This window comes from Deinococcus planocerae, assembly GCF_002869765.1.
Taxonomy (GTDB): domain Bacteria; phylum Deinococcota; class Deinococci; order Deinococcales; family Deinococcaceae; genus Deinococcus; species Deinococcus planocerae.
This window is the reverse complement of sequence record NZ_PNOR01000002.1, coordinates 31732-50611: the sequence shown is the minus strand read 5'-3', so window position 1 is coordinate 50611 and position 18880 is coordinate 31732. Positions and strand designations below refer to the sequence as shown.

At 70.7% G+C, this 18880-nt stretch carries 23 protein-coding genes; 3 read left to right on the top strand and 20 right to left on the bottom strand.

Annotated elements, in window-relative coordinates:
• Positions 1 to 90: 90 nt before the first annotated feature.
• From A7B18_RS01290 to A7B18_RS01225, 14 genes are all read right to left on the bottom strand, one after another.
• A complete protein-coding gene (locus tag A7B18_RS01290; RefSeq protein ID WP_245872686.1) occupies positions 91 to 918 on the bottom strand; it encodes a C39 family peptidase in 828 nt (275 codons plus the stop codon).
• 258 nt (positions 919 to 1176) lie between these two features.
• The gene (locus A7B18_RS01285; protein ID WP_102124860.1) at positions 1177 to 1800 is read right to left on the bottom strand and encodes an RES family NAD+ phosphorylase; all 624 of its coding nucleotides are present in this window, start codon (positions 1798 to 1800) and stop codon (positions 1177 to 1179) included.
• Positions 1800 to 2174: an MbcA/ParS/Xre antitoxin family protein gene (locus A7B18_RS01280; RefSeq protein WP_102124859.1), complete on the bottom strand. Its 375-nt coding sequence runs from the start codon at positions 2172 to 2174 to the stop codon at positions 1800 to 1802. Before A7B18_RS01280 ends, A7B18_RS01285 begins: the two co-directional genes overlap by 1 nt.
• 151 nt (positions 2175 to 2325) lie before the next feature.
• Entirely contained in the window at positions 2326 to 3099 is a 774-nt protein-coding gene (locus A7B18_RS01275; RefSeq protein WP_102124858.1) for a CopD family protein, read from the bottom strand.
• Positions 3096 to 3518 (bottom strand): copper resistance CopC family protein, encoded by a 423-nt coding sequence (locus tag A7B18_RS01270; protein ID WP_102124857.1) that lies wholly within the window; start codon positions 3516 to 3518, stop codon positions 3096 to 3098. Before A7B18_RS01270 ends, A7B18_RS01275 begins: the two co-directional genes overlap by 4 nt.
• Before the next feature lie 50 nt (positions 3519 to 3568).
• On the bottom strand, positions 3569 to 4114 hold the full coding sequence (locus A7B18_RS01265) for a DUF1775 domain-containing protein (RefSeq protein WP_102124856.1): 546 nt from the start codon (positions 4112 to 4114) through the stop codon (positions 3569 to 3571).
• Positions 4115 to 4144: 30 nt separating this feature from the next.
• Positions 4145 to 4522: a hypothetical protein gene (locus A7B18_RS01260; RefSeq protein ID WP_102124855.1), complete on the bottom strand. Its 378-nt coding sequence runs from the start codon at positions 4520 to 4522 to the stop codon at positions 4145 to 4147.
• Positions 4523 to 4569: 47 nt separating this feature from the next.
• The gene (locus tag A7B18_RS01255; RefSeq protein ID WP_102124854.1) at positions 4570 to 5799 is read right to left on the bottom strand and encodes a hypothetical protein; all 1230 of its coding nucleotides are present in this window, start codon (positions 5797 to 5799) and stop codon (positions 4570 to 4572) included.
• A 175-nt stretch (positions 5800 to 5974) separates the two neighbouring features.
• A complete protein-coding gene (locus tag A7B18_RS01250) occupies positions 5975 to 8218 on the bottom strand; it encodes an NACHT domain-containing protein (protein ID WP_102124853.1) in 2244 nt (747 codons plus the stop codon).
• A 73-nt stretch (positions 8219 to 8291) separates the two neighbouring features.
• Positions 8292 to 8945: a LysE/ArgO family amino acid transporter gene (locus A7B18_RS01245; RefSeq protein WP_102124852.1), complete on the bottom strand. Its 654-nt coding sequence runs from the start codon at positions 8943 to 8945 to the stop codon at positions 8292 to 8294.
• A gap of 195 nt (positions 8946 to 9140) precedes the next feature.
• Complete coding sequence (locus tag A7B18_RS01240; protein WP_219722080.1) at positions 9141 to 9383, bottom strand: ArsR family transcriptional regulator; 243 nt, start codon at positions 9381 to 9383, stop codon at positions 9141 to 9143.
• A gap of 157 nt (positions 9384 to 9540) precedes the next feature.
• Complete coding sequence (locus A7B18_RS01235; protein WP_102124851.1) at positions 9541 to 9840, bottom strand: hypothetical protein; 300 nt, start codon at positions 9838 to 9840, stop codon at positions 9541 to 9543.
• Between the two features lie 38 nt (positions 9841 to 9878).
• Positions 9879 to 11162, bottom strand: a complete 1284-nt coding sequence (locus A7B18_RS01230; RefSeq protein WP_425430313.1) for an Nramp family divalent metal transporter — start codon at positions 11160 to 11162, stop codon at positions 9879 to 9881.
• Positions 11159 to 11827: a metal-dependent transcriptional regulator gene (locus A7B18_RS01225; protein WP_102124850.1), complete on the bottom strand. Its 669-nt coding sequence runs from the start codon at positions 11825 to 11827 to the stop codon at positions 11159 to 11161. The genes A7B18_RS01230 and A7B18_RS01225 overlap by 4 nt, the downstream gene beginning before the upstream one ends.
• Before the next feature lie 114 nt (positions 11828 to 11941).
• On the opposite strand from A7B18_RS01225, the gene A7B18_RS01220 reads away from it, so the two are divergent.
• Positions 11942 to 12550, top strand: coding sequence for a methyltransferase family protein (locus tag A7B18_RS01220; protein WP_245872685.1), 609 nt, complete (start codon positions 11942 to 11944; stop codon positions 12548 to 12550).
• A 306-nt stretch (positions 12551 to 12856) separates the two neighbouring features.
• Here the strand turns inward: A7B18_RS01220 and A7B18_RS01215 are convergent, their stop codons facing one another.
• From A7B18_RS01215 to A7B18_RS01190, 6 genes are all read right to left on the bottom strand, one after another.
• Positions 12857 to 13141 carry a hypothetical protein gene (locus A7B18_RS01215; RefSeq protein WP_245872684.1) on the bottom strand — a complete coding sequence of 95 codons (285 nt, stop codon included), beginning with the start codon at positions 13139 to 13141 and terminating at the stop codon, positions 12857 to 12859.
• Positions 13142 to 13412: 271 nt separating this feature from the next.
• Entirely contained in the window at positions 13413 to 13817 is a 405-nt protein-coding gene (locus A7B18_RS01210) for a response regulator (protein ID WP_102124847.1), read from the bottom strand.
• A gap of 166 nt (positions 13818 to 13983) precedes the next feature.
• Complete coding sequence (locus tag A7B18_RS01205; protein WP_245872683.1) at positions 13984 to 15267, bottom strand: multicopper oxidase domain-containing protein; 1284 nt, start codon at positions 15265 to 15267, stop codon at positions 13984 to 13986.
• A gap of 61 nt (positions 15268 to 15328) precedes the next feature.
• A complete protein-coding gene (locus A7B18_RS01200) occupies positions 15329 to 16120 on the bottom strand; it encodes a DUF4396 domain-containing protein (protein ID WP_102124845.1) in 792 nt (263 codons plus the stop codon).
• A complete protein-coding gene (locus A7B18_RS01195; RefSeq protein WP_102124844.1) occupies positions 16117 to 16572 on the bottom strand; it encodes a hypothetical protein in 456 nt (151 codons plus the stop codon). The genes A7B18_RS01200 and A7B18_RS01195 overlap by 4 nt, the downstream gene beginning before the upstream one ends.
• 292 nt (positions 16573 to 16864) lie before the next feature.
• Positions 16865 to 17140 (bottom strand): hypothetical protein, encoded by a 276-nt coding sequence (locus A7B18_RS01190; protein WP_102124843.1) that lies wholly within the window; start codon positions 17138 to 17140, stop codon positions 16865 to 16867.
• 54 nt (positions 17141 to 17194) lie between these two features.
• Between A7B18_RS01190 and A7B18_RS01185 the strand changes: the two genes are divergently transcribed.
• Together A7B18_RS01185 and A7B18_RS01180 are read left to right on the top strand one after the other, a co-directional pair.
• The gene (locus A7B18_RS01185; RefSeq protein ID WP_102124842.1) at positions 17195 to 17560 is read left to right on the top strand and encodes an ArsR/SmtB family transcription factor; all 366 of its coding nucleotides are present in this window, start codon (positions 17195 to 17197) and stop codon (positions 17558 to 17560) included.
• Positions 17557 to 18780 (top strand): MFS transporter, encoded by a 1224-nt coding sequence (locus A7B18_RS01180; protein WP_102124841.1) that lies wholly within the window; start codon positions 17557 to 17559, stop codon positions 18778 to 18780. Before A7B18_RS01185 ends, A7B18_RS01180 begins: the two co-directional genes overlap by 4 nt.
• Positions 18781 to 18880: the final 100 nt, after the last annotated feature.

Here is an 18880-nt window from a genome sequence, read left to right as displayed (position 1 = left end):
GTCCCCCCTCCCCGGCCCAGCCAGGTTCAAGGGCCGTCTGGCCGCTCCAGGGGTCAGGCTCTTTTCTCCGCGGGGAGGCGATGGCGACCCCTATCCCCCGGCCCGCCGCCGGAACTGCTGAAGTTCCTTGCTGTCCGGAAAGGCCTTCAGGGCCAGCGCCGTCCACCGGAGCGTCTTGCGGTGGTCGCCCGCCTGGGTCCAGGCCTCGAACGCCTCCTGCCGGTACAGGAAGTACAGGGTGGGCACGCCGAGCGCCACCGCCCGGTCGAAGTTGGACACGGCGGCCCGGACGTCGCCCAGCCGCAGGTTCGCCTTGCCCAGCCCCCACCAGACGTACGGGTCGTTCGGCCGGGCCCGGGTGTCCTGGTCCCCGTGCCGCTTCAGGTGCCGCCAGTTGGCCCGCGCGCTGAAGTCGTCGCCCAGCGCCGCGCGCACCTGCCCCTCCTTCGCCGGGGGGTAAGCCACCAGGTACTCCCCGTTGTAGAAACGCCACAGCTCCAGCAGCTCGGCGGTGCTCAGGCGCAGCGAGGGGCCCCGCAGCGGGTCGCTCACCAGGAAGTAACCCGGGCCATACCCGTAGACCGTGCGGAAGTGGGCGACGTTGCTGCCCGCCCTGAGGCGCTGTTGCAGCACGACCGGGAAGCCCCGGGAGAGCAGGTCCCGCAACACCTCCGCGTCCCCCGCGTACCGGATCACGCTGCGCAGCCCGAACCGCCCCAGGTAGGCGGCGAGTTCCAGGCTGGTGACCTGCGGGTCGCTGGGAGAGTCCTTCATGGCGGTCGCCGCCTGGGCCTGGGTGACGCGGGTGCCGTAGTACCCCAGGACGGTCAGGGAGGTGACCGGAGCGCAGTTGTCCGGCCCCTGGTACTCATGGCGGATATTCCCCAGGGTGACGCTCGCGGGGAGGGCCGAGGCCACGCCTCCCAGGACGGAGAGGGCCAATGCACACCGGAGGAGCAGGAAGCGCGCCATTCCCCATCTTGCTGGCTGGACGTCCACGGTGGCTCATCCACCCCGGGATTCCCCTTGACGGTCCCTTGAGGGTGTGCTGGGGACGCCCACGCGCCCGTCCCTGGCCGTGACGTTCAACCGGAAGAAGCGAATCCGGCGCCCTGTTTTTGCGGACTCCCGGCAGGTGCGCCGCGGTGAACGACGCCGAACCCGGCGGGGGGAGGGTCAGGTCCGCCGTTGGAACACCGCCAATTCGCCTTCCGGGTCGTAGACGGCCCGGTCAGCGGGGGCCACCCGCTGCGGGAACACGGCGTAGTTGCGCCCGCCGGGGTAGCGGGCGCTGGGGTAACGGATGGCGTCATACCGGGCGCTGTCCAGGACCGCCCGCCCGAGGAGCTGCGTGAGGGCGAGGTGCCCGTCCAGGTTCAGCGGCAGCCACTCCTGAACGAGGTCGCCCGCCCCCACGTCAAGGTGCGCCTGCACCCCGGGGTCGGTGAGGTCGAGAACCGCCCGCAGGCGCAAGTTGACGGTGATGTCCAGCCGGGGGCGCTGGTCCGGCCCGGGCCCGATGACCACCCCCGGCGGGCCCATAACGGCCGTGATCACCCTGGCCTCGGCGTGGGCGACGGCCGTGTTCTCGGCTAGGTACAGCAGTTCGTGCGCCTCCGGAAACTCCTGCGGCGCGTTGTACCGCCCCCCCGTCACCACCGAACCGGCGGTGTTCAGGGGGTCGGGGCTGTACTTGCGCAGCGCGACCAGCGGCACCGTGCGGTAGGCATCGATGACCCGGGTCGGGGTCCACAGGGGAGCGTCGAGCAGCGCGCGTCCCAGGTCCTCGCCCCGCCGCATCAGGTCGGCGTGCCCGTCTCCGCCAGCAGCAACAGGCGCTGCACGGCCACCGGCCGCCGTTCGAGCAGGTACGACAGCGGCGCCCGGCCCCCCAGCACCGGGTTGGGGGCGCGCAGCCACATCCGGCCCACCCCCAGGTCCCCGAAGACCTCCCTGAGATGCAGCCCGATCTCCTCCAACTCGTGCAGCGGTTCCTGGAGCGAATCGCTGGTGGGGTGCTTGCTCAGCCCGCTGGGATCACGCTCCAGCGCCTGGGCGAGTTCGCGCATGGTCAGCCCGAAGGTGCCCGCCACCCGCCGGGCGTCCAGCTTGCCGCTACGCGGGTCACGCGCGTCCATCAGCAGGTGGGCGGTCGGTCCTTCCGTGGTCGTCATCCCTTCACCCCCGCGTCATCCTACCATGGAACCTCTATTCAAGCTCTATTTTTCCTCCTTCGGGCAGCGGGGCCGGCTCAGGATCGCTGGGAACTGTCCAGCGCAAAGCCGCGCCCCGCCGTTCGGACGGACGCTCGACCCCGTGGACGACTCAGGTCCGGGGAGGCACGCTGCCCACCAGCACGGCGGTGACCCCCAGCACCGCGAGCAGCAGGCCGGCCTCGACCATCAGGGCCGCCCGGGGAAAGGAGGCCGTGTGCGGGGCCAGCGTCCGGCGGACGCCCACCGCGGTGACCAGCGTGGCCGCGAAGACCCCCAGCTTCAGCAGCAGGGTGGTGCCGTACCCGCTCCCGGGCCAGGCCTGGGCGGGACCCGCGTGGTGCAGGCCCATGAAGAGGCCCGTCAGCGACAGCAGCACGACGCCCCCCAGCGCGACCGGCGTGAAGGCCCGGGCCGCCGCCCGCCAGTTCGTGCCCCGCCCGCAGGACAGCACCAGCACGCCCCCGGTCCAGGCGGCCATCGCCCCGGCGTGCAGGGCGTGGGCCGCGCGCATGGGGAGGTCGCCCCCCACCCCCCAGAGGGTCACGGCCGCCCCCAGCCCCACGGGGACCGTGGACCGGCCCCACCCCTCGCCGGTCAGGAGCACGGCCGCCCCCAGCAGCGTGGTCAGGGCCGCCCGGCCCGGCACAGTCGAGGTGAGGTAGGCGAGCACGTCGGCGGGGGCGGTGAACCCCAGGGCCGTCAGCGTGCCCCCGACGTGCAGGGCCACCCCCAGGGCGATCAGGAGTGCGCCGGCCCCCTGCCAGCCGGGCCACCCGCCGGGCAGGGCTCCGACCAGACCCGCCAGACGGCGCCGGGCGAGCGCGCCGCCCAGCAGCAGGGCCAGCCCGGCGAAGGTGAGCAGGCTGGCGGCGGCCGGCGTCACTTCACCCGAAAGACGCGCTGCCCGCTGATCGGGTGACCGTCTTCCGAGGCGAGGCGCCACAGGACCGCGTACAGGCCCGGCTTCAGCCCGGCCTTGAGGGGCAGGACGACCCGCGCCGCCATGCCCGTGCGGGTCTGGGGCGTGTCCGCCCGGGCCGCCGCGTCGTTCCTGGCGTCGAGGGCCGTCCTGGCGAGGGTGGCGGCGGCCTGCTGCACGGCGGCGGCGTTGCCGCTGGCGGTGAGCGGGTAGACCTTGAAGGTGGAAAAACGCAGGCTGACCGGCTCGCTGAGGGTCAGGGTGACCTGCCGGGGGGCAGCCACCGTGGCGCCCCCGGTGGGGGTGACGGCGGTGACCTCGGTGTGCGCGAGGGCGGCGCCCAGGGTGAGGGTGAGCAGGGCAAGGAGGCGCTTGAGGATCATGGAGAACTCCTGTTGGAAGGGGAACGGGGTGCTCCCCCCGTTCCCCGCTCTTACTGGACGGTGATGGTGCTGGCGGGGGCCTTCTCGGGGTCGCTGTCGTCCCAGGGCGCCACGCTGCCGTCGCTGTAGGTCTGGTAGATCTTCCAGCTCACGGGGCCCGCCGCGTCCGGGTTGCGGGCCTGGAAATAGAAGCGGGCGTACTCCTGCGGGGCGATGCGGCCCCGCCAGGTCACTTCCGTGATCAGCCCCGCCTCGTTCGTCTTGACCGTGCGGGTGAACCCGGGGGTGACCTGAAAGCGGGTGATCGTCACGCCCGCCGGGACGACGAGGCGAACCTGGGTGGTGGCGACGGCCTTTTCGGTGGGCACGTTCAGGCGGTAGGTCTCCGAGACGCCGACCTTCGATTCGCCCGCGCCGGTCTCGGTGCGGACGGTGGCGTGGGCGGCGGCGACGGGCAGCAGCAGGGCGAGGAGGAGAGGCAGGGGTCGGTTGACCGTCGAGACCTCCAGGAGGAAGGAACGGCGACCCCGGGGGTCGCCGCGCGCCGGGTGTGGGTTGGGGTTGTTCGGGGGCCACGCCGTGGGAGGCGTCGGCATGACGGACGCGGACGCCCACCCGGGGGTGGGTCAGCTCGGCCAGGGGGGTGGCGCGCGGGCGTCCGCGTGCCGGGGCAGCGCCCGGCTCATCGGAAGGGTGAAGACCGCCGGGGGCGGCGGCGAGCGGGGCGACCCCGTGACCAGTTCCGGCACGCTGGCCTCCAGCCCGTAGGCCTGGGTCAGACAGAACAGGCAGTGGGCGCCGTGAGCGTGGGGGACCGAGGGCCGCCGTGGGGTCTCGTCCCCAGGGTGATGGTGCGGTGCCGGAGCGCCGGGCTGGGCCTGGCCCACGAACAGGGGCGCCACCCCCTGGCCCGTCCGCGCCTGAAAGGCGAAGGCCGCCAGCACCGTCAGGAGTCCCGCCAGCAGGCGCATCCAAGGCAGGGGGACCGGACGGGCGGTCTTCACGACCCCCTCAGGTTACGGGCCGCGGATGAGGAGGGTGTCCCGGGCGGTCACTCGTCGTGCGGCGGGGGCTGGTCGGGATCGCAGTAGTCGATGGCCGCCCCGGTCTGGAAGTTCCCGACCACGATCTCTCGCTTGTAGGGGTACCCGAGGCGCACCCCTTCCGCCGCCCGCTCGAAGGTGAAGCGCTGGCCCTTGCGGATGGGCGTGTCCCCAATCACCAGCGGCCTTTTTGCCTCATAGATCGCGCAGTATGGCGTGCAGAAGTAAAAGCCCAGGGGCTGACCCCGCGTGTTCCTCGCCACCGCGGCCCCGCCCGTGTCCACGGCGCGGCGGATCTCGTCCCACAGGGCCACGCTCGCCGCCGGGTCGGGGTCGAGCGCCCACATCTCGTCGATCACCTGCCGGGCGTTGGGGTCCTTGCGCAGCGTGTCCACACTGTTAGGGTCGGTCATGGCCCAGGGGTCGAAGCCCGGCTCCCCGGGGAGGGACGTGCGGGGGAGGGGAACCTTGCCCTTAGCCTTGCGGGGGGAGGCGCTGCGCCCCCCCTCGGTCAGCAGCGCCGGGTAGCTGATCAGTTGCCCGGCCCGGTACAGCCCCTCGATGGCCCCTTTGGCGTGCTCCTCGACCTGCTCGTGCAGGGCCAACGACGCGCCCGGCCGGTACATGCCCGAGACGTAGCTCGCTTTCGACAGCGCCCCCTCGAACTGGCCGCGCAACCGGGCCAACCGCGGGGCGTCAGCTTCGGGCGTGGCCTGCTCCAGATTGTGCATGGCGGCCTCGGCGTGGACCCGCATGGCGTCCAGGGCCGCGATCATCGCGTCGAGGTGTGGCCTCGGGCAGGGCTCAACGGGCGACCACTTGGGAAGCCTGGCGGGCAACGTCCCGGCGGGCACATCGAACTCCGGGTCATGGCCCGCCTCGCTCGCGTACCCCAGCCAGCGCCCCACCTCGGCGTAGTAGGCCTGCACCTGGTCGTAGGTGACGGGTGGCACGAAGCCCACCGTGCCGGGGTCGGCGGCCTCGTCCGCCTCCAGCATCTTGTCGGCCAGGGTTTGCAGCGCGAAGGCGTTCCAGGCGCAGGCGAGTTCGAGCCCGACGTGGCGCTTCACCGCGAAGGGACTGGTGCCGCTGAGGGTGAGGTCGAAGCGGCGGCGCTCGGCGGCGTCGAGCAGCGGGTGGACCTGCGCGCCCGCCTGGCGGTAGGCGTACAGCGTCTCGGCGTCCCGCTCACCTCGGGCGAAGGCCCGCACCCGCGTCCAGACTCCTGGAGTATCCATCGTTGCAGGTTACGTCACCCTTCGGGAGGGCGTTCCCTCACATGAAGCGGGGAAGCGGCCAGGCGCAGGCGGAACGCGGGCGCGGATTCGCTACACCGCTCAGGGGCGACGCCAGGAGCCCTGGGAAGACAACCACGAACAGAACGGCGCACGACCCTCTCCCACGAGGGGACCCTTATTCAGGCTGCCAGGCCGCCATGAGTTCGGCAGCCAGCGTGCGGGCCTGGTCCGTTCCCCTCTGGGCCAGCGTTTCGAGGGTCCTGGCCGCCAGCCCACGGTCCTTGGCCCACAGGGCCTTGGCCGCGTAAAACCGCACCAGCTCATCCTGATGCCCGATCCACGCTTCCGCATTGTGCAGAGCGCGCCGTGCTCCCGGCTGGGCTTGAAACTTGATGGCGTAGGCACAGTTGGTGGCCGCGATGGCCTGCTTGTGGGGGAGGGGCACAGACCGAAACGCCTCCACGAACAGACCGGGCAGGCCCTCGGTGTAGTGGTACAGTGCCGCGTCCTCCAGGGCCCGGGCCGAACAGGCGTCTTGCGCCAGACCAGCCCGGACGCCGTCGAGGAGCAGGGTCTCGATCTCCCGCTGGGGAAGCTGCCCGAGCAGGTTCTCCGCCAGCGGTCCGGGCACCCACCGGAACTCGTCGAACACCAGCCGCTTGCGTGGCAAGGTCAGCAGTTCCAGCGCCATCAGGCAGGCCTGCTGGAAGGTCCGTGGCGCGTTCCACAGCCACCGGCGGACGAGTTGCCGACTCGGCGGGTCACCCTGGAGCAAGACCGCCGTCAGGTAGAGGGCCAGGAAGTAATCCTGAAACAACTGATGCAGCCATTCCACCGTGTCCCACCGCCGGGTGGTGACGGTCCCCGTCCGGTGCCGCTCGTAATTCAGGTAGTTCTCGGACAGGAGGTCGGACCAGACCCCGTCGGCCGTGACCTCCCTGGCGATCACGCCTTCCCCCCGCAACGTCCGCACCACCTCCTCGACCGTGCCCCGCGCCACGGGCACGGCCAGGCTCATGGTCGCCCCGTCGCGGAGCCCGGCGCCGGCCAGGGTCGCCAGGATGCGCTCCTTGCGGTAGGCGTCCACGCCCGGGGCACGGCAGCCTGCTTTCGGGGCACCCATCCGGCGGACGAGGCCCTGCACCATCGGGGCGGTGCCCGCCGGGAGCACGCCCGTGACCTCGAACTGCTTGATCATCAGCCGCAGGTGGAAGGGAATCCGTGCCAGGTGCAGGATTGAACTCGCGTCTTCCCAGGCGCGTTCGTCGTGCAGCCGGAGCTGGTGGTTGAACTCGGCCGCCCGCTCCGGGGGGAGAGAACGCCCCACGTAGTCCCCCACCTGCGTGGCCGTGAGCCGCTGGGCCTCGTACGTTCGCGGGAGGGCGCCCCGTCCGTTGTCCAGCAGGGCCTCGTCGTAGTCCGAGGTGCGGCACGTCACCACGTGGCGTGCTCCCGGGTAGCGGTCCAGGAATGTCCGGAGGTCGCGCCCCGCGTCGGCACGCACCTGGGGATCAGCGGGCAGTTCGTTGAGACCGTCGAGCAGGACCAGGGCCTCCCCGCGCGCCAACAGCCCCCGAACGGCGGCCGGATGCCCCTGCACGGGGGCGAAAGCCTGGACCGCCAGGTCCTCGACGGGTGTTCCGGGGGCCCAGTTGCGCAGAGGAATCAGGATGGGCACGAGCGGCCGGTGGCCCGCCTCCCACCCCAGGGCGCAGTCCAGAGCCAGCTTCCAGAGGGTCGTCGTCTTGCCCGCGCCAGATTCACCCAGCAGCACCGTGAGGGGCGCCTCCTGCGGCAGCCGGGTCACGGGCAGGGGCTCTCCCGTCCCGAGGGGCCGCTTCTCCGCGACGAGCAGATCGAACTCGAAGTGGTCGGCGAACAGCGGGGTGTAGCGCTCCCGCCACTCGTGGTGCCGCTCCCTGACCGAGGCGACATACCCCTGGAGGTCAAGAGGAACGTACGGGGACTCGCCCGGCTCGGGAAGGAAGAAGATCTCGGGGTACATCCGTTGGAGATCGGCGTGCTTGTCCACCAGGGTCGAGAGCCACTCCAGGTCGCAGATCCGTAGCCGCCAGCCGTAGGTTTCCCGGACGCGGGCCTTGACCCGGTCCTGATCCGCGGCGCTGATCTCCTGGGTGGTGACGTACACGACCACTTGGCAGGGGTGGTCGTGCCGCCGAATCTTTTCGAGGTCCTCGAAGAGTTTCCGTTCCCAGTCCTGACGGACGCTGTACGAGAACACGGTGTGCTCGTTCTTCTGCGCGCAGTAATGCACGGCGTCGCGCCCCTTGTCGTTGGTGCCGCCCAGGGGCTCGAACTCGGTGTAGCCGTACTTCACCATCAGGGCGTTGCAAAGACGTTCGAACGCCCGGTAGTCGGTCAGTTGGTCGAGTTGCAGTCTGGTCTGCTTGGAGCCCATGTCACCTGCCGAAGTCCTGACCTCAGGATAGCCGTGGGGCACCGCTCCCGGCGTTCGTCCCGGAACGTCGGCGTCATCCGTGGGGTTTCCCCACCTCGCCGTGCAAGGCTCGCCACACCAGGGACAGGGCGAACGCCCACATCAACGTCCCCACCAGGACGTCGAGCACCCGCCACGCCTGGGGCGAGCGGAACAGCGGCGCGAGGCGGGCCCCGCCCAGGGCCAGCAGCGCGTACCAGGCACAGGACGCCGCGATGGCGCCGAGGGCGAAGAGCGTCCGGCCCCCCGCCGGGAAGGGCGCGGAGACGGCCCCGAACAGCACCACGCTGTCCAGGTACGGGTGCGGGTTGAGCAGGGTCAGGCCCAGAGCGGTGGCCGCGACCTGCCGGGCCGGACCGGCGTCCTGTGACGTCGCCCGAGCGTCAATGACCCTGGGGTGCCGGGCAGCCCGGAAGGCCTTCCCGCCGTGCCAGCAGAGGAACGCGGCCCCGCCCCAGGCGGCGAGGGGCGCCAGCGCGGGGAGTCCGGTGAGCAGCGCCCCGATCCCGGTCGCACCGAGGAGGATGAACAGCGCGTCCGACAAGGCGCCCGCCGTCCCCGCCGCGAGCGGGTGGTGGCGGTGCAGGGCCTGGCGCAGCACGAAGGCGTTCAGCGCACTCACGCCCATCAGGTGCGCGGCACTCACCCCAACCCCCTGCACCAGGGCGGCCGGGAGGAGTTCAGCCATACCCCGGCCCAGCCGGCTCTTGAGAAGGGCGAATCATCCTGCCGAGGATATCCGTCGGGGCTGATCCGCGCGGGAGACTGGAAGATCAGGAGGAAGGGAACCTTCCCCGGTCATGGCCGCACGCGGCCACCCCGGTTGCCACCTCGGCCAGCAGGTCGTCGATCAGGGCCAGCCTCTGTCCCACCCGCGCGCCCCTCAGCCGGTCACGGTGGAAGCGCCCCACCCGCTCGGCCTGCACCAGGCCGCCGTCCCGCAGGCAGGCCAGGGGGTGCTGACGTTGGGCTGGGTCAGGCCGGTGAGGGCCACCCGTTCGGACATGCGGCGTGGCTCCTCGCGCGGGGCCTCCAGGAGGCTCAGCCGCGAGCGGTCGGAAAGGCCCCGGAACAGCTTGGCCTTCGCTTCCAGCAGGCCTGGCGCGGGGGGCGTCAGCACGGACATGGGACGAGCAGAGCGGCCTCCCACGCCACGAACAGGAGGCCGCGGGCGGGCTCGCCCCTGAGCAGGGGAGACCCAGCCTGCCAGGCCGTGCCGCGATCCACCTCCGGCCACCGCGACGAGCCCAGATGTGGCACGCTCGGCGCTTTCCGGCAGGTGCTCAGGGCTGCCGGGGCCAGCCGCGCAACTCGCGGTAGCGCGCCCTCGGCTCGGCGGTGAGCGGGTGGATGCCGTGCCGGGCGCACCAGGACAGGTGGAAGACGGTCCCCAGGGCGAAGGGGCCGAAGGTCCACACCAGCGACCACGGGCGCCCCACCGCGCGCGTGGTCAGCCCCACCCCCACGAAGTAGACGGCCCACTTCGCCAGGCGCCTCTTGGGGCGGGTGCCCTCCTCGAAGTGGCGGAAGAGGGCGAGCCCGGCACTCGCCAGGACGGGGGCGGCGACGAATTCCAGCGGCATAGGACACCTCCGGCGCGGGACGGAACGGGGGCCACGCGCTACCCCAGGAAGGTCTGCGCGAGCAGGTAGACGTTCAGGCTGATGATCAGCGCCGCGATCAGCCATCCCGTCACCGTGACGAGGCGGGTGTTGACCAGTCCCCCCATGAGGTCGCGCCGGGCGGTGAACAGCAGCAGCGGGACCAGCGCGAAGGGGATGCCGAAGGAGAGCACCACCTGCGAGAGCACCAGCGTGTCGGTGGGGTTGAGCCCCGCCAGGATCACCGCGAAGGCGGGCAGCATGGTGATCAACCGCCGCACGAGCAGCGGAATCCGGAAGCCCACGAAGCCCTGCATCACCACCTGCCCGGCCATCGTGCCCACCGTCGAACTGGAAAGCCCGGAGGAGAGCAGCGCGAGCGCGAACGCCACCGCCGCCGCCCCACCCAGCAGCGGGGTCAGGGTCCGGTACGCCACCGTCAGGTCCGCCACCTCCACCTGGCCGCTGAAGTGGAAGGCCGCCGCCGCCGAGGCCAGCATGCTCAGGTTGATCAATGCCGCGATGCTCATGGCGAGCAGGACGTCGAGCTGGTTGTAGCGGACCAGCCGCCGTTTCTGCTCCTCCGTCCCGGCCGGGATGCGCCCCTGGGTCAGCGCGCTGTGCAGGTAGATCACGTGCGGCATCACCGTCGCCCCGATGATGCCCACCGCCAGGTACAGGCTCTCGGGGCCGGAGAAGCGCGGCACGAACCCGCCCAGGGCGTCGAGGCCCGGGCGGCTGAGGATCACCTGCACCACGTACGCCAGCGCGATCACCCCAACGAACGCGGTGATGGCGATCTCGATGGGCCGGAAGCCCCGGTTCTGCAAGGCCAGGATCGTGAAGGTGATGACGCCGGTGATCACCGCCCCCCACAGCAGCGGCAGCCCGAACAGCAGGGAAAAGGCCAGCGCGGCGCCCAGGAACTCCGCGAGGTCGGTCGCCATCGCCACGATCTCGGCCTGCACCCAGTAGAACCACACCACGGGCCGGGGCCAGCGGTCACGGATGTGCTCGGCCAGGTTCTTCCCGGTGACGATGCCCAGCTTGGACGAGAGGGTCTGGATCAGCATCGCCATCAGGCTGGCCGAGAGGACCACCCACAGCAGCAGGTAACCGAACTGCGCGCCGCCCTGGATGTTGGTGGCGAAGTTGCCGGGGTCCATGTACGCGACCGACGCGACGAAGGCCGGACCCAGGAAGGGCAGCACCCGCCCCAGGCCCCGCCGGTTCGAGGTGCGTTCTAGAATGGCGACCGCCCGGGCGTTCATCCGCTCGTCCAGGCTGGGGGACACGCGGCTCACGCCGTCACCCCCTCGGAGACCCGCACCCGCTCGGCCACGGAGAGCGCCAGGGTCAGCGGGAGCCCGCTCACCTCCAGGGTCAGGGTGCCCAGCGCCGGGTCGTGAATCAGGACCTTCACCTCCACGCCAGGCGTCAGCCCCGCCTCCATCAGGCCGCGCAGCACCGCCGGGTCCTCGGGCACCCGGGTGACCTGGGCCCGCTCCCCCTCCGGGAGGCGCCCCAGCGGGCGTTCGCCCTGGGCGGGCAGTTCCCCGTTGAGCCGGGGGATGGGATCGCCGTGCGGGTCGAAGTTCGGGTCGCCCAGCCAGGCGGCGATGCGGGCCTCGAAGGCCTCGCTGATCACGTGCTCCAGGCGCTCGGCCTCGTCGTGCACCTCGTCGAGGGGGTAGCCCAGCGCGCGGTGCAGGTACAGCTCCAGCAGGCGGTGGTGGCGCAGCACCTCCAGCGCGACCTTCTCCCCGGCGGGGGTGAGCCGGGCACCCCGGTAGGCCGCGTGATCGACCAGGCCGAGGTCGGTGAGTTTTCGCAGCATGCCGGTGGTGCTGGCGGGGGTGACGTTCAGGGCCTCGGCGAGCGCCTGGGTGCCCACGGTCCCTCCCTGGCCCAGCAGGTAGAGCTGCTTGAGATAATCCTCCATCGCGTGCGAGAGAGTTCGGTCCGTCATAAATCATTATTTAGGCAAGCCTAAAACAAGTCAAGGGTGATACGGCTAAGGGTCAGCGGCAGGCTTTCCTAATGTCTGAATGTATGCTCATATATAGGTGTGAGGTGACGGACGATGACGCGAGACCCGATGGAAGCCCTGGCCCTGCTCGTCTACACGCTGGCGTACCTGTGGATCGCCTTCGTGTGGCGCTCGCTGCTGGTGTGGCGGCGGACGGGGGTCAATCCCTACGTGCTGCCTGCGGACGACTCCGCGCACGGGTACGTCGGGCGCGCGATGCGGGTCCTGCTGCTCACGGTCCTGGCCCTGGTGCTGGGACTGAACCTGGTGCCCGGGCTGGAGGCCTGGCTCGGCCCGGTCCCCGCCCTGCTGGACCCACGTCTGGCGTTCCTGGGGTGGGGGCTGCTGCTGGCCTCCCTGGGGTGGATCGCCGCCGCGCAGGCGGGGATGGGGGCCTCCTGGCGGATCGGGGGGGACGAGGGCGCCCGGACCGACCTGGTGCAGCGGGGGCTGTTCGCCCATTCCCGCAACCCGATCTTCCTGGGGATGCGGGTGAACCTGCTGGGGCTCTTCCTGGTGGTGCCGAACGCGGTGACGCTGGCGGTGCTGGTGGCCGGGGAGGTGGTGATGGGCGTGCAGGTGCGGCTGGAGGAGGCGTACCTGTCCCGGGTGCATGGAGAGGCCTATGAGGGGTACCGCCGCCGCGTGCGCCGCTGGCTCTGACCTGAGCAGGATCGCCTGGAAGGACCAGGTGGGTCTGGAAGGAAGACCATCACGACAAGAAGGGCCCCGGAGTGTAGGTCTGGGTTTCGGCTTACGGCTCTGCTTCTCATAACGCCCGATCTCCCCCTGAGGCTGTTGCTTTCCAGCGGACCTCCCCTGCAAGACCGTACCGAGGAGGACGGAGATTTGCCCAAGGAACGATCTTCTGCCCGCCTACCCGGACGTCCTTGAGAGCAGGCGGCCTGCCCGGGCAGCGCTGCTCTCCACCCCGCGCCCATCCACGGGATTTCCGGCGCGCGTGGTCTTTCAGAAGGGGATGAGCAGGAACAACAACCGCCCGAGCGGGTCGAGAGGTGGATTTGCGCTGCGCGTCGCCGCCCGGGCCGCCAGCTCGCGAAAGTCATCTTCCGAGGGCAGACGGGTGGCCGTGACGGTCAGGGTGTGGTCGTGAGGGCCTTGGTCTTCCCGCCGTTCCACCTGCACCTCGCCGGGCCAGTAGTGGCGGCCGGCCTCCAGCGTGAAGCGGGCCTGGAAGACCCCCTCGGGCGCGACGATGGTGAAGACGAAGGGGGGGCACATCGCTGAACTCATTGTGCGCCCTCCGGAACGAGGCGAGCGTAGATCGGATTGCGCCTGCCGCTCGGACTGGGGCTGCCACACGCTTGCACCCGACCCCACACCCTCAGGGTCTACCGCGTTGGGTCATGCCCCGGCTGGACGACGAGAGAAAACGCTTGGTGGCCATCCTGCGCTGAAGGCGCAACAGCGTTCCCTCTTGGTCCACACCCCAAAGTCCTGTCGCCTGACGAGCTCGACCGTGAAGGCCTCCCTTGCCGGCACCTGCGCCAACCACTCTCTCCCCTCAAGTGCAATGCTCAGCCGTGAACCAGCGCCGTCCCAACCTGTTGAAGAGGTCGATCAGTTCTCCGAAGCCGCCCGGCTTGAGCACATACTCGTCGGCCCCGGCGGCGGCACAGGCGGCCCGGTCGCGTGGCTCGTCCGACGTGGTGAAAATCACCACCGGCACGTGCCGCCACGCCGGATTCGCCCTCACCGCCGTCAGCACCTCCTGGCCACCGACGCCTGGCAGGTTCAGGTCCAGCAGGATCAGGTTCGGGCAGGGACCCGGCTGCCGCAACAGGTCCAGCGCCTCGGTCCCATCCCGGGCCACGCTGACCTCACACCCCACCTGACTCAAGGCCAGGGCGGCGCGCGCCAACTCGACGTCGTTCGGCTGGTCCTCGACGATCAGCAGTTGCCTGGGCATATCCACATCTCCCTCGAACAGGCTTCCCATCCTGCCCCCCCAGCCCGTGGCGCAGAGGTGCCATTGACTGACCTTGACCGCCGGGGATCGCCCGGCCATACGCCCGCTTCGCTGACCTTCTTCGGGAAGGCGTATTCGCTCTCATCCTCCCGCTCCGACCGCCGTCTCAGGAGACCTGGATGCGCATGGTGAGCCCCCCGCCCCCCTGCTCCTCAACGTTGTCGTTGGTGGTGTGGTGCGGGATGTGGCAGTGGATCAGCCAGGTGCCCTTCTCCCGGGCCTTCCAGATCACGTCGTAGCGCTGCCCGGGGCCGACGTTCACGGTGTCCGCGAGGTAGCGCGCGCTTTCCTTCAAGGTCTCGCCGTCGCGCGCCACGACCTCGAAGGGGCCGCCGTGCACGTGCATGGGGTGCACGAAGTTGTTGTTGCTGCCGACGAAACGCAGCCTCACCGTCTGGCCGACCTTCATGCGGATGGTGTCGGTTTCCGGGTACGCCTTGCCGTTGATGGTGAAGAAGTTGGGCAGCGCGCCCTCCATGATCATCGCCGGGAAGGTGTAGCCCTCGCGCTGGAGCCACTCCTGCAACTGCACCGTGGAGTCGAGGTCCGCCTTCGGCTCGCCCGCCGCGCTTTTCGGCTTCACCAGCAGCGCCCCGTACAGCCCCAGGCCCTGCTGGCGGTCGGGGTTCTTGTGCGAGTGGTAGAAGTACGTGCCGGCTTGCCGCACGGTGAACTCGTACGTGAAGGTCTCGCCGGGCGCGATGGGCTGCTGGGTCACATCTGCCGGGCCGTCCATGTTGTTCGGCACGATCAGGCCGTGCCAGTGGATCGTCGTGCTCTCCGGCAGGCTGTTCTTCACGTTGATCCGCACCCGGTCCCCCTGGGTGAGCTGGAGGCGCGGCCCCGGCACCTGGCGGTTCACGGCGTAGGCCGCCACCTGCACGTTCGGCAGGATGTTCCAGCGGATCAGCGAGGTCTCGAAGTTGAACACCTTCACCCCGCCCACCACCTGCGGCGTGAGGGTCCGGTCTCCCCGGGCGTTCGCGGGGGCCGTGAACCGGACCCGGGTGAGGTCCACTGCGGCCATGTCCCGCATCGCCTCCATGTTCATCGTCTTCGTCATGATCATGCCGGGCGGCATCACCAGGTCACCCATCCGGGTGGGCGTCTGGAGGGGCGTGGCGGGCAGCTCGCCCACGTGGGTGGGCGTCTGGGCGGCCGGGCCCGTGTTCGCGTTGCCCCCGCCCATGTTCATCCCGGGCATGCCCGGCATTCCGGAGGTGTTCCCGCTCATGTCCATCCCGGGCATGTTCTGGCCCGGCATGTTCATCTCGCGGGCGCTCATGCTCAGGTCGCCGAAGGCGGCCGCCAGACCGACGCCCGCCGCCAGGGCGAGCACGCTCAGGATCGCCACGGCCGTGATCTGGGGACGCGACACCTTGGGGGTCATGTCCATACCGCCGTGGTCCGGGGACGGAGTGGACTTCCGAGGATCTGGCTGGTCGTTCATGTCACATGCCTTTCATGGAGTGGTGGGCGGTGGAGGCGTTGGGCGCGGGCACCTCGCCGGTGGTGCGCTCGATCAGGCGCTCCTCGGCGGCGAGGTCGTGTCCGCCCCGGCCCAGGGCCCGCACCGTGCCCATGCCGTGCTTGAGACCGCTCGCCACCAGCCAGACGTTGACCGGGTAGGCCACGGCGAAGCCCACCAGGGTCGCCAGGGACATCACCCCCCAGAAGCGCAGCGAGGTGGGTTCCATCGCCGTCATGTCGCGGCTCATCAGGATCACCATCACCGGCACCATGCCCGCCATCACCGCGTTCATCGAGACCCACTCCGGCAGGAACGAGCGCCGCACCGCCCGCAGGTACGAGCCGCCCAGCATGTCCCGCATAAAGAGCGCCTGGAAGATCAGCAGCCCGAACAGGAAGCCGAACACGTACTCGCTGATCACGTCCAGCCACATCGGCAGGCCCAGGGTCATCGTGATCGCGGCAGCCACGATAATGCCGGTCGCGTCCCCCGCCAGGCAGTGGATGCTCGAGCCCACACTCTGCTTCCACAGCGGCTGGACGAAGGTCTCGTGGGTGCCGGGAGCCGGTTCCTGGCAGGACAGGATGTAGAGCGCCGCGCCCACCGGGCCGGTGTAGAGGGTGACGAGCAACCAGCCCCACTTCATGACCTTCATCTCCGGGTTGCGGGTGAAGGCGTCCCAGGCGACGTAGGCCGCCGACAGCGCGGTCAGCCCGAACCACACCGCGAGGATGACGTCGATGGTCGCCCAACCGGTCGCGGCGGGAGTCATGCCCGCCCCCGGAACTTGGACGTGGAGAAGACGCGGGCCCGTGGAACGCACCGGCCCTTCACCCCCTCCATCCGGTGCTCGAAGGTGTCGCCCGCGATCATCCAGGGGTTCCTGCCGCCAGACTGCCTGCGGAGAGGGGCGCCCCCGAAGCGGGCGAGCGCCCGCGCGGGGCGGCAGGACGTCCCGCGCGCGGTATGGCTGCCCGGCAGCAGGATGGGATCGCCGGGGGTCCGGTGTCCGGGCACGAAGTGTCGGGGGCCTGGCGTCTCGCCCTCATCCCGGATGGGGGAGCGGGTCAGGGCAAACTCCTGGCGGGCGGGCCGGGCCTGGAGCGTCCGGGCCGCCCGCCGCCAGTGGGCACCAGCGGGGACGCGGCGTGTCGCGGCACCGGGATGGGTCACGGCCGCACTCTGGGTGGTCGCGGGCGCGGGGATGGGTCGTCGGCAGTTCATCTCCACCTCCTGGCGCAAGGCTAGGCGCGAGGTGTTAAGTTCGTGTAACCCGGCCGGGGTTGCCTGGAAGTTCGCTCCCACACGCCCGGCGTTCCCCAGGGTCAACCCTTCGACCCGCGCGGCTCCTGGTCATCGAGCAGGGGAGTCCACCAGCCGGGGCAGGCCATTCTCCACGCTTCACCAGCCGGGGTGGACACCCCGGCTGACCGGGTGGGCCAGGGCGCTGGTCCATGAGGTTTGGAGCCACACGCCGACTTGAACGGACCGGCCCCGACGATCGGGGGGAGACCGGTCACGGTCCTGGGTCGTCGGGACCGTTCCCGCCCGGCTCTGGGGAGGAAGAGGACGCCTCCAACAGCTCGAAGGTCACGTCCTGGCTCCCGTTAGGAAGGCGGTCGAGGGCGAGCATCACGATGGGACGGGTGACCCCCTCCACCGTGACGCTGGGCTCGGAGATGCCCTCGAAGTCGGCCAGCCGCAGGCCCACCGACATGCCGACCGGCAGGCGCGGGTCGTCGCTGCGAGTGACCTGCCCCACGATCTGGGCGGGGGGAACGCGAACGGTCACGGAGCAGGTTTCTAATTTTCGTATATTCGGAAGCACGGATGTTAGGATAGCAGCATGCACCGCCACGCCATTCCCAGCCCGGCCCACCCGGAGGACCTGAGCCGGGTCACCGCAGTGTTCAAGGCCCTGTCCGAACCCCTACGGGTCCAACTGCTGCTGCTGCTCAGGGACGGCGAGCGCAATGTCGGCCAGCTCGTCGAGGCCCTGGGCGTCCCCCAAAGCACCGTCAGCCGCCACCTCGCCCTCTTGCGGAGCGCCGAGCTGGTCAGGACCCGCCGCGAGACGACCAGCGTGTACTACCACCTCGCCGACGGGCACGTCGCCCGCCTCCTGCAGGAGGCCTTCTCCCACGCCCAGCACGAACGCCTCGGCCTCCCCGACCACCCCGGCACCGAGACGGTGATGGGAAGCGTCCAGTGAACGCCCTGGCCCCATTCTCCGCGCTGCGCAACGCCCGCTTTGCCCGGCTCTACGCCGCCCAGACGATCAGCCAGATCGGCGACGCCTTCACCTGGGTCGCGCTCGCCCTGCTGGCCTACCAGCTCGCCGAGAAGGACGCCGCCGTCGTGCTGGGCACGGCCCTCACCCTGCGCGTGACCGCCTTCGTGCTGTTCTCCCCGCTCGCCGGGGTGCTCGCCGACCGCCTGGAACGCCGGACCATCCTGGTGGGCTGCCACTTCGCCCGCGCGGTCGTGATCGGCCTGATGCCCTTCGTGGGGGAAGTGTGGCAGGTCTACGTCCTGATGTTCCTGCTCAACAGCCTGACGGCCTTCTTCACCCCCACCAACCAGGCCACCGTGCCGCTGGTGGTTGGGCGCGAGGACGCGGGCCCCGCCTTCGCGCTCTCCAGCGCGACGACCGAGTTGCTGGGCATCGTCGGCCCCGGGCTGGCCGGGGTCCTGGCCGCCTTCGTGGGGGGGCGCAGTCTGTTCTTCTTCGACGCGGCGTCCTTTGTGCTGGCGGGCCTGCTGGTGCTCACCCTGCCCAGCCTGCGGGCGGGGCGGGGGGAGGTGGAGCGCAGCACCCTCGCGGACGTGCGGGACGGCACGGCCCGGCTGTGGCGGGACGCGCCGGTCCGCTTCGCGCTCCTGATGGAACTGGTGGCGGCGGTCGCGGGCGCGCTGATCCTGGTCGTGACGGTGGTGCGGGTGCAGGGAGGGCTGAATCTCGGCGAGGCGCAGTACGGCTGGGTGATGGCGCTCTACGGCCTGGGGGCGACGGTCGCCTCGCTGGCGGTGGGGGCGGCGGGGCGGCGGGTGCCGAGGACGACCTTCATCCTGGCGGGGGCGCTGCTGACCTCGCTGGCGATCCTGCCGGGGGACGTGGTGGGCCTGGCGCCGCTGATGATCCTGTGGCTGGTGGCGGGGGTGGGGCAGAATTGGGTGAACCTGCCGACCGAGACGCTGCTGGCCGAACGCACCGAGGAGGCGGCGCAGGGGCGGGTGTACGGGGCGCACTTCGCGTGGAGTCACCTGTGGTGGGCCTTTTCGTACCCGGTGGCGAGCCTCCTGAGCGCGCGACTGCCCGACCACGCCTTCCTGTACGGCGGGCTGCTGGCCCTGGTGATCCTGGCCGCCGTGTCCCTCCTCTCCCGCGGCACGCCGAGTCCTGCGGCCAAGCCGAGTTCCTCGACCGATTGAAAGGAGACGCCCGGCCCGGCGCCCGTCCGGAGGCACGCTCCCGGGCGGGCGTCATGGGCCAACTTCAGCCGCCCTTGAGACCGCTGGCCGGTGGCCTTCA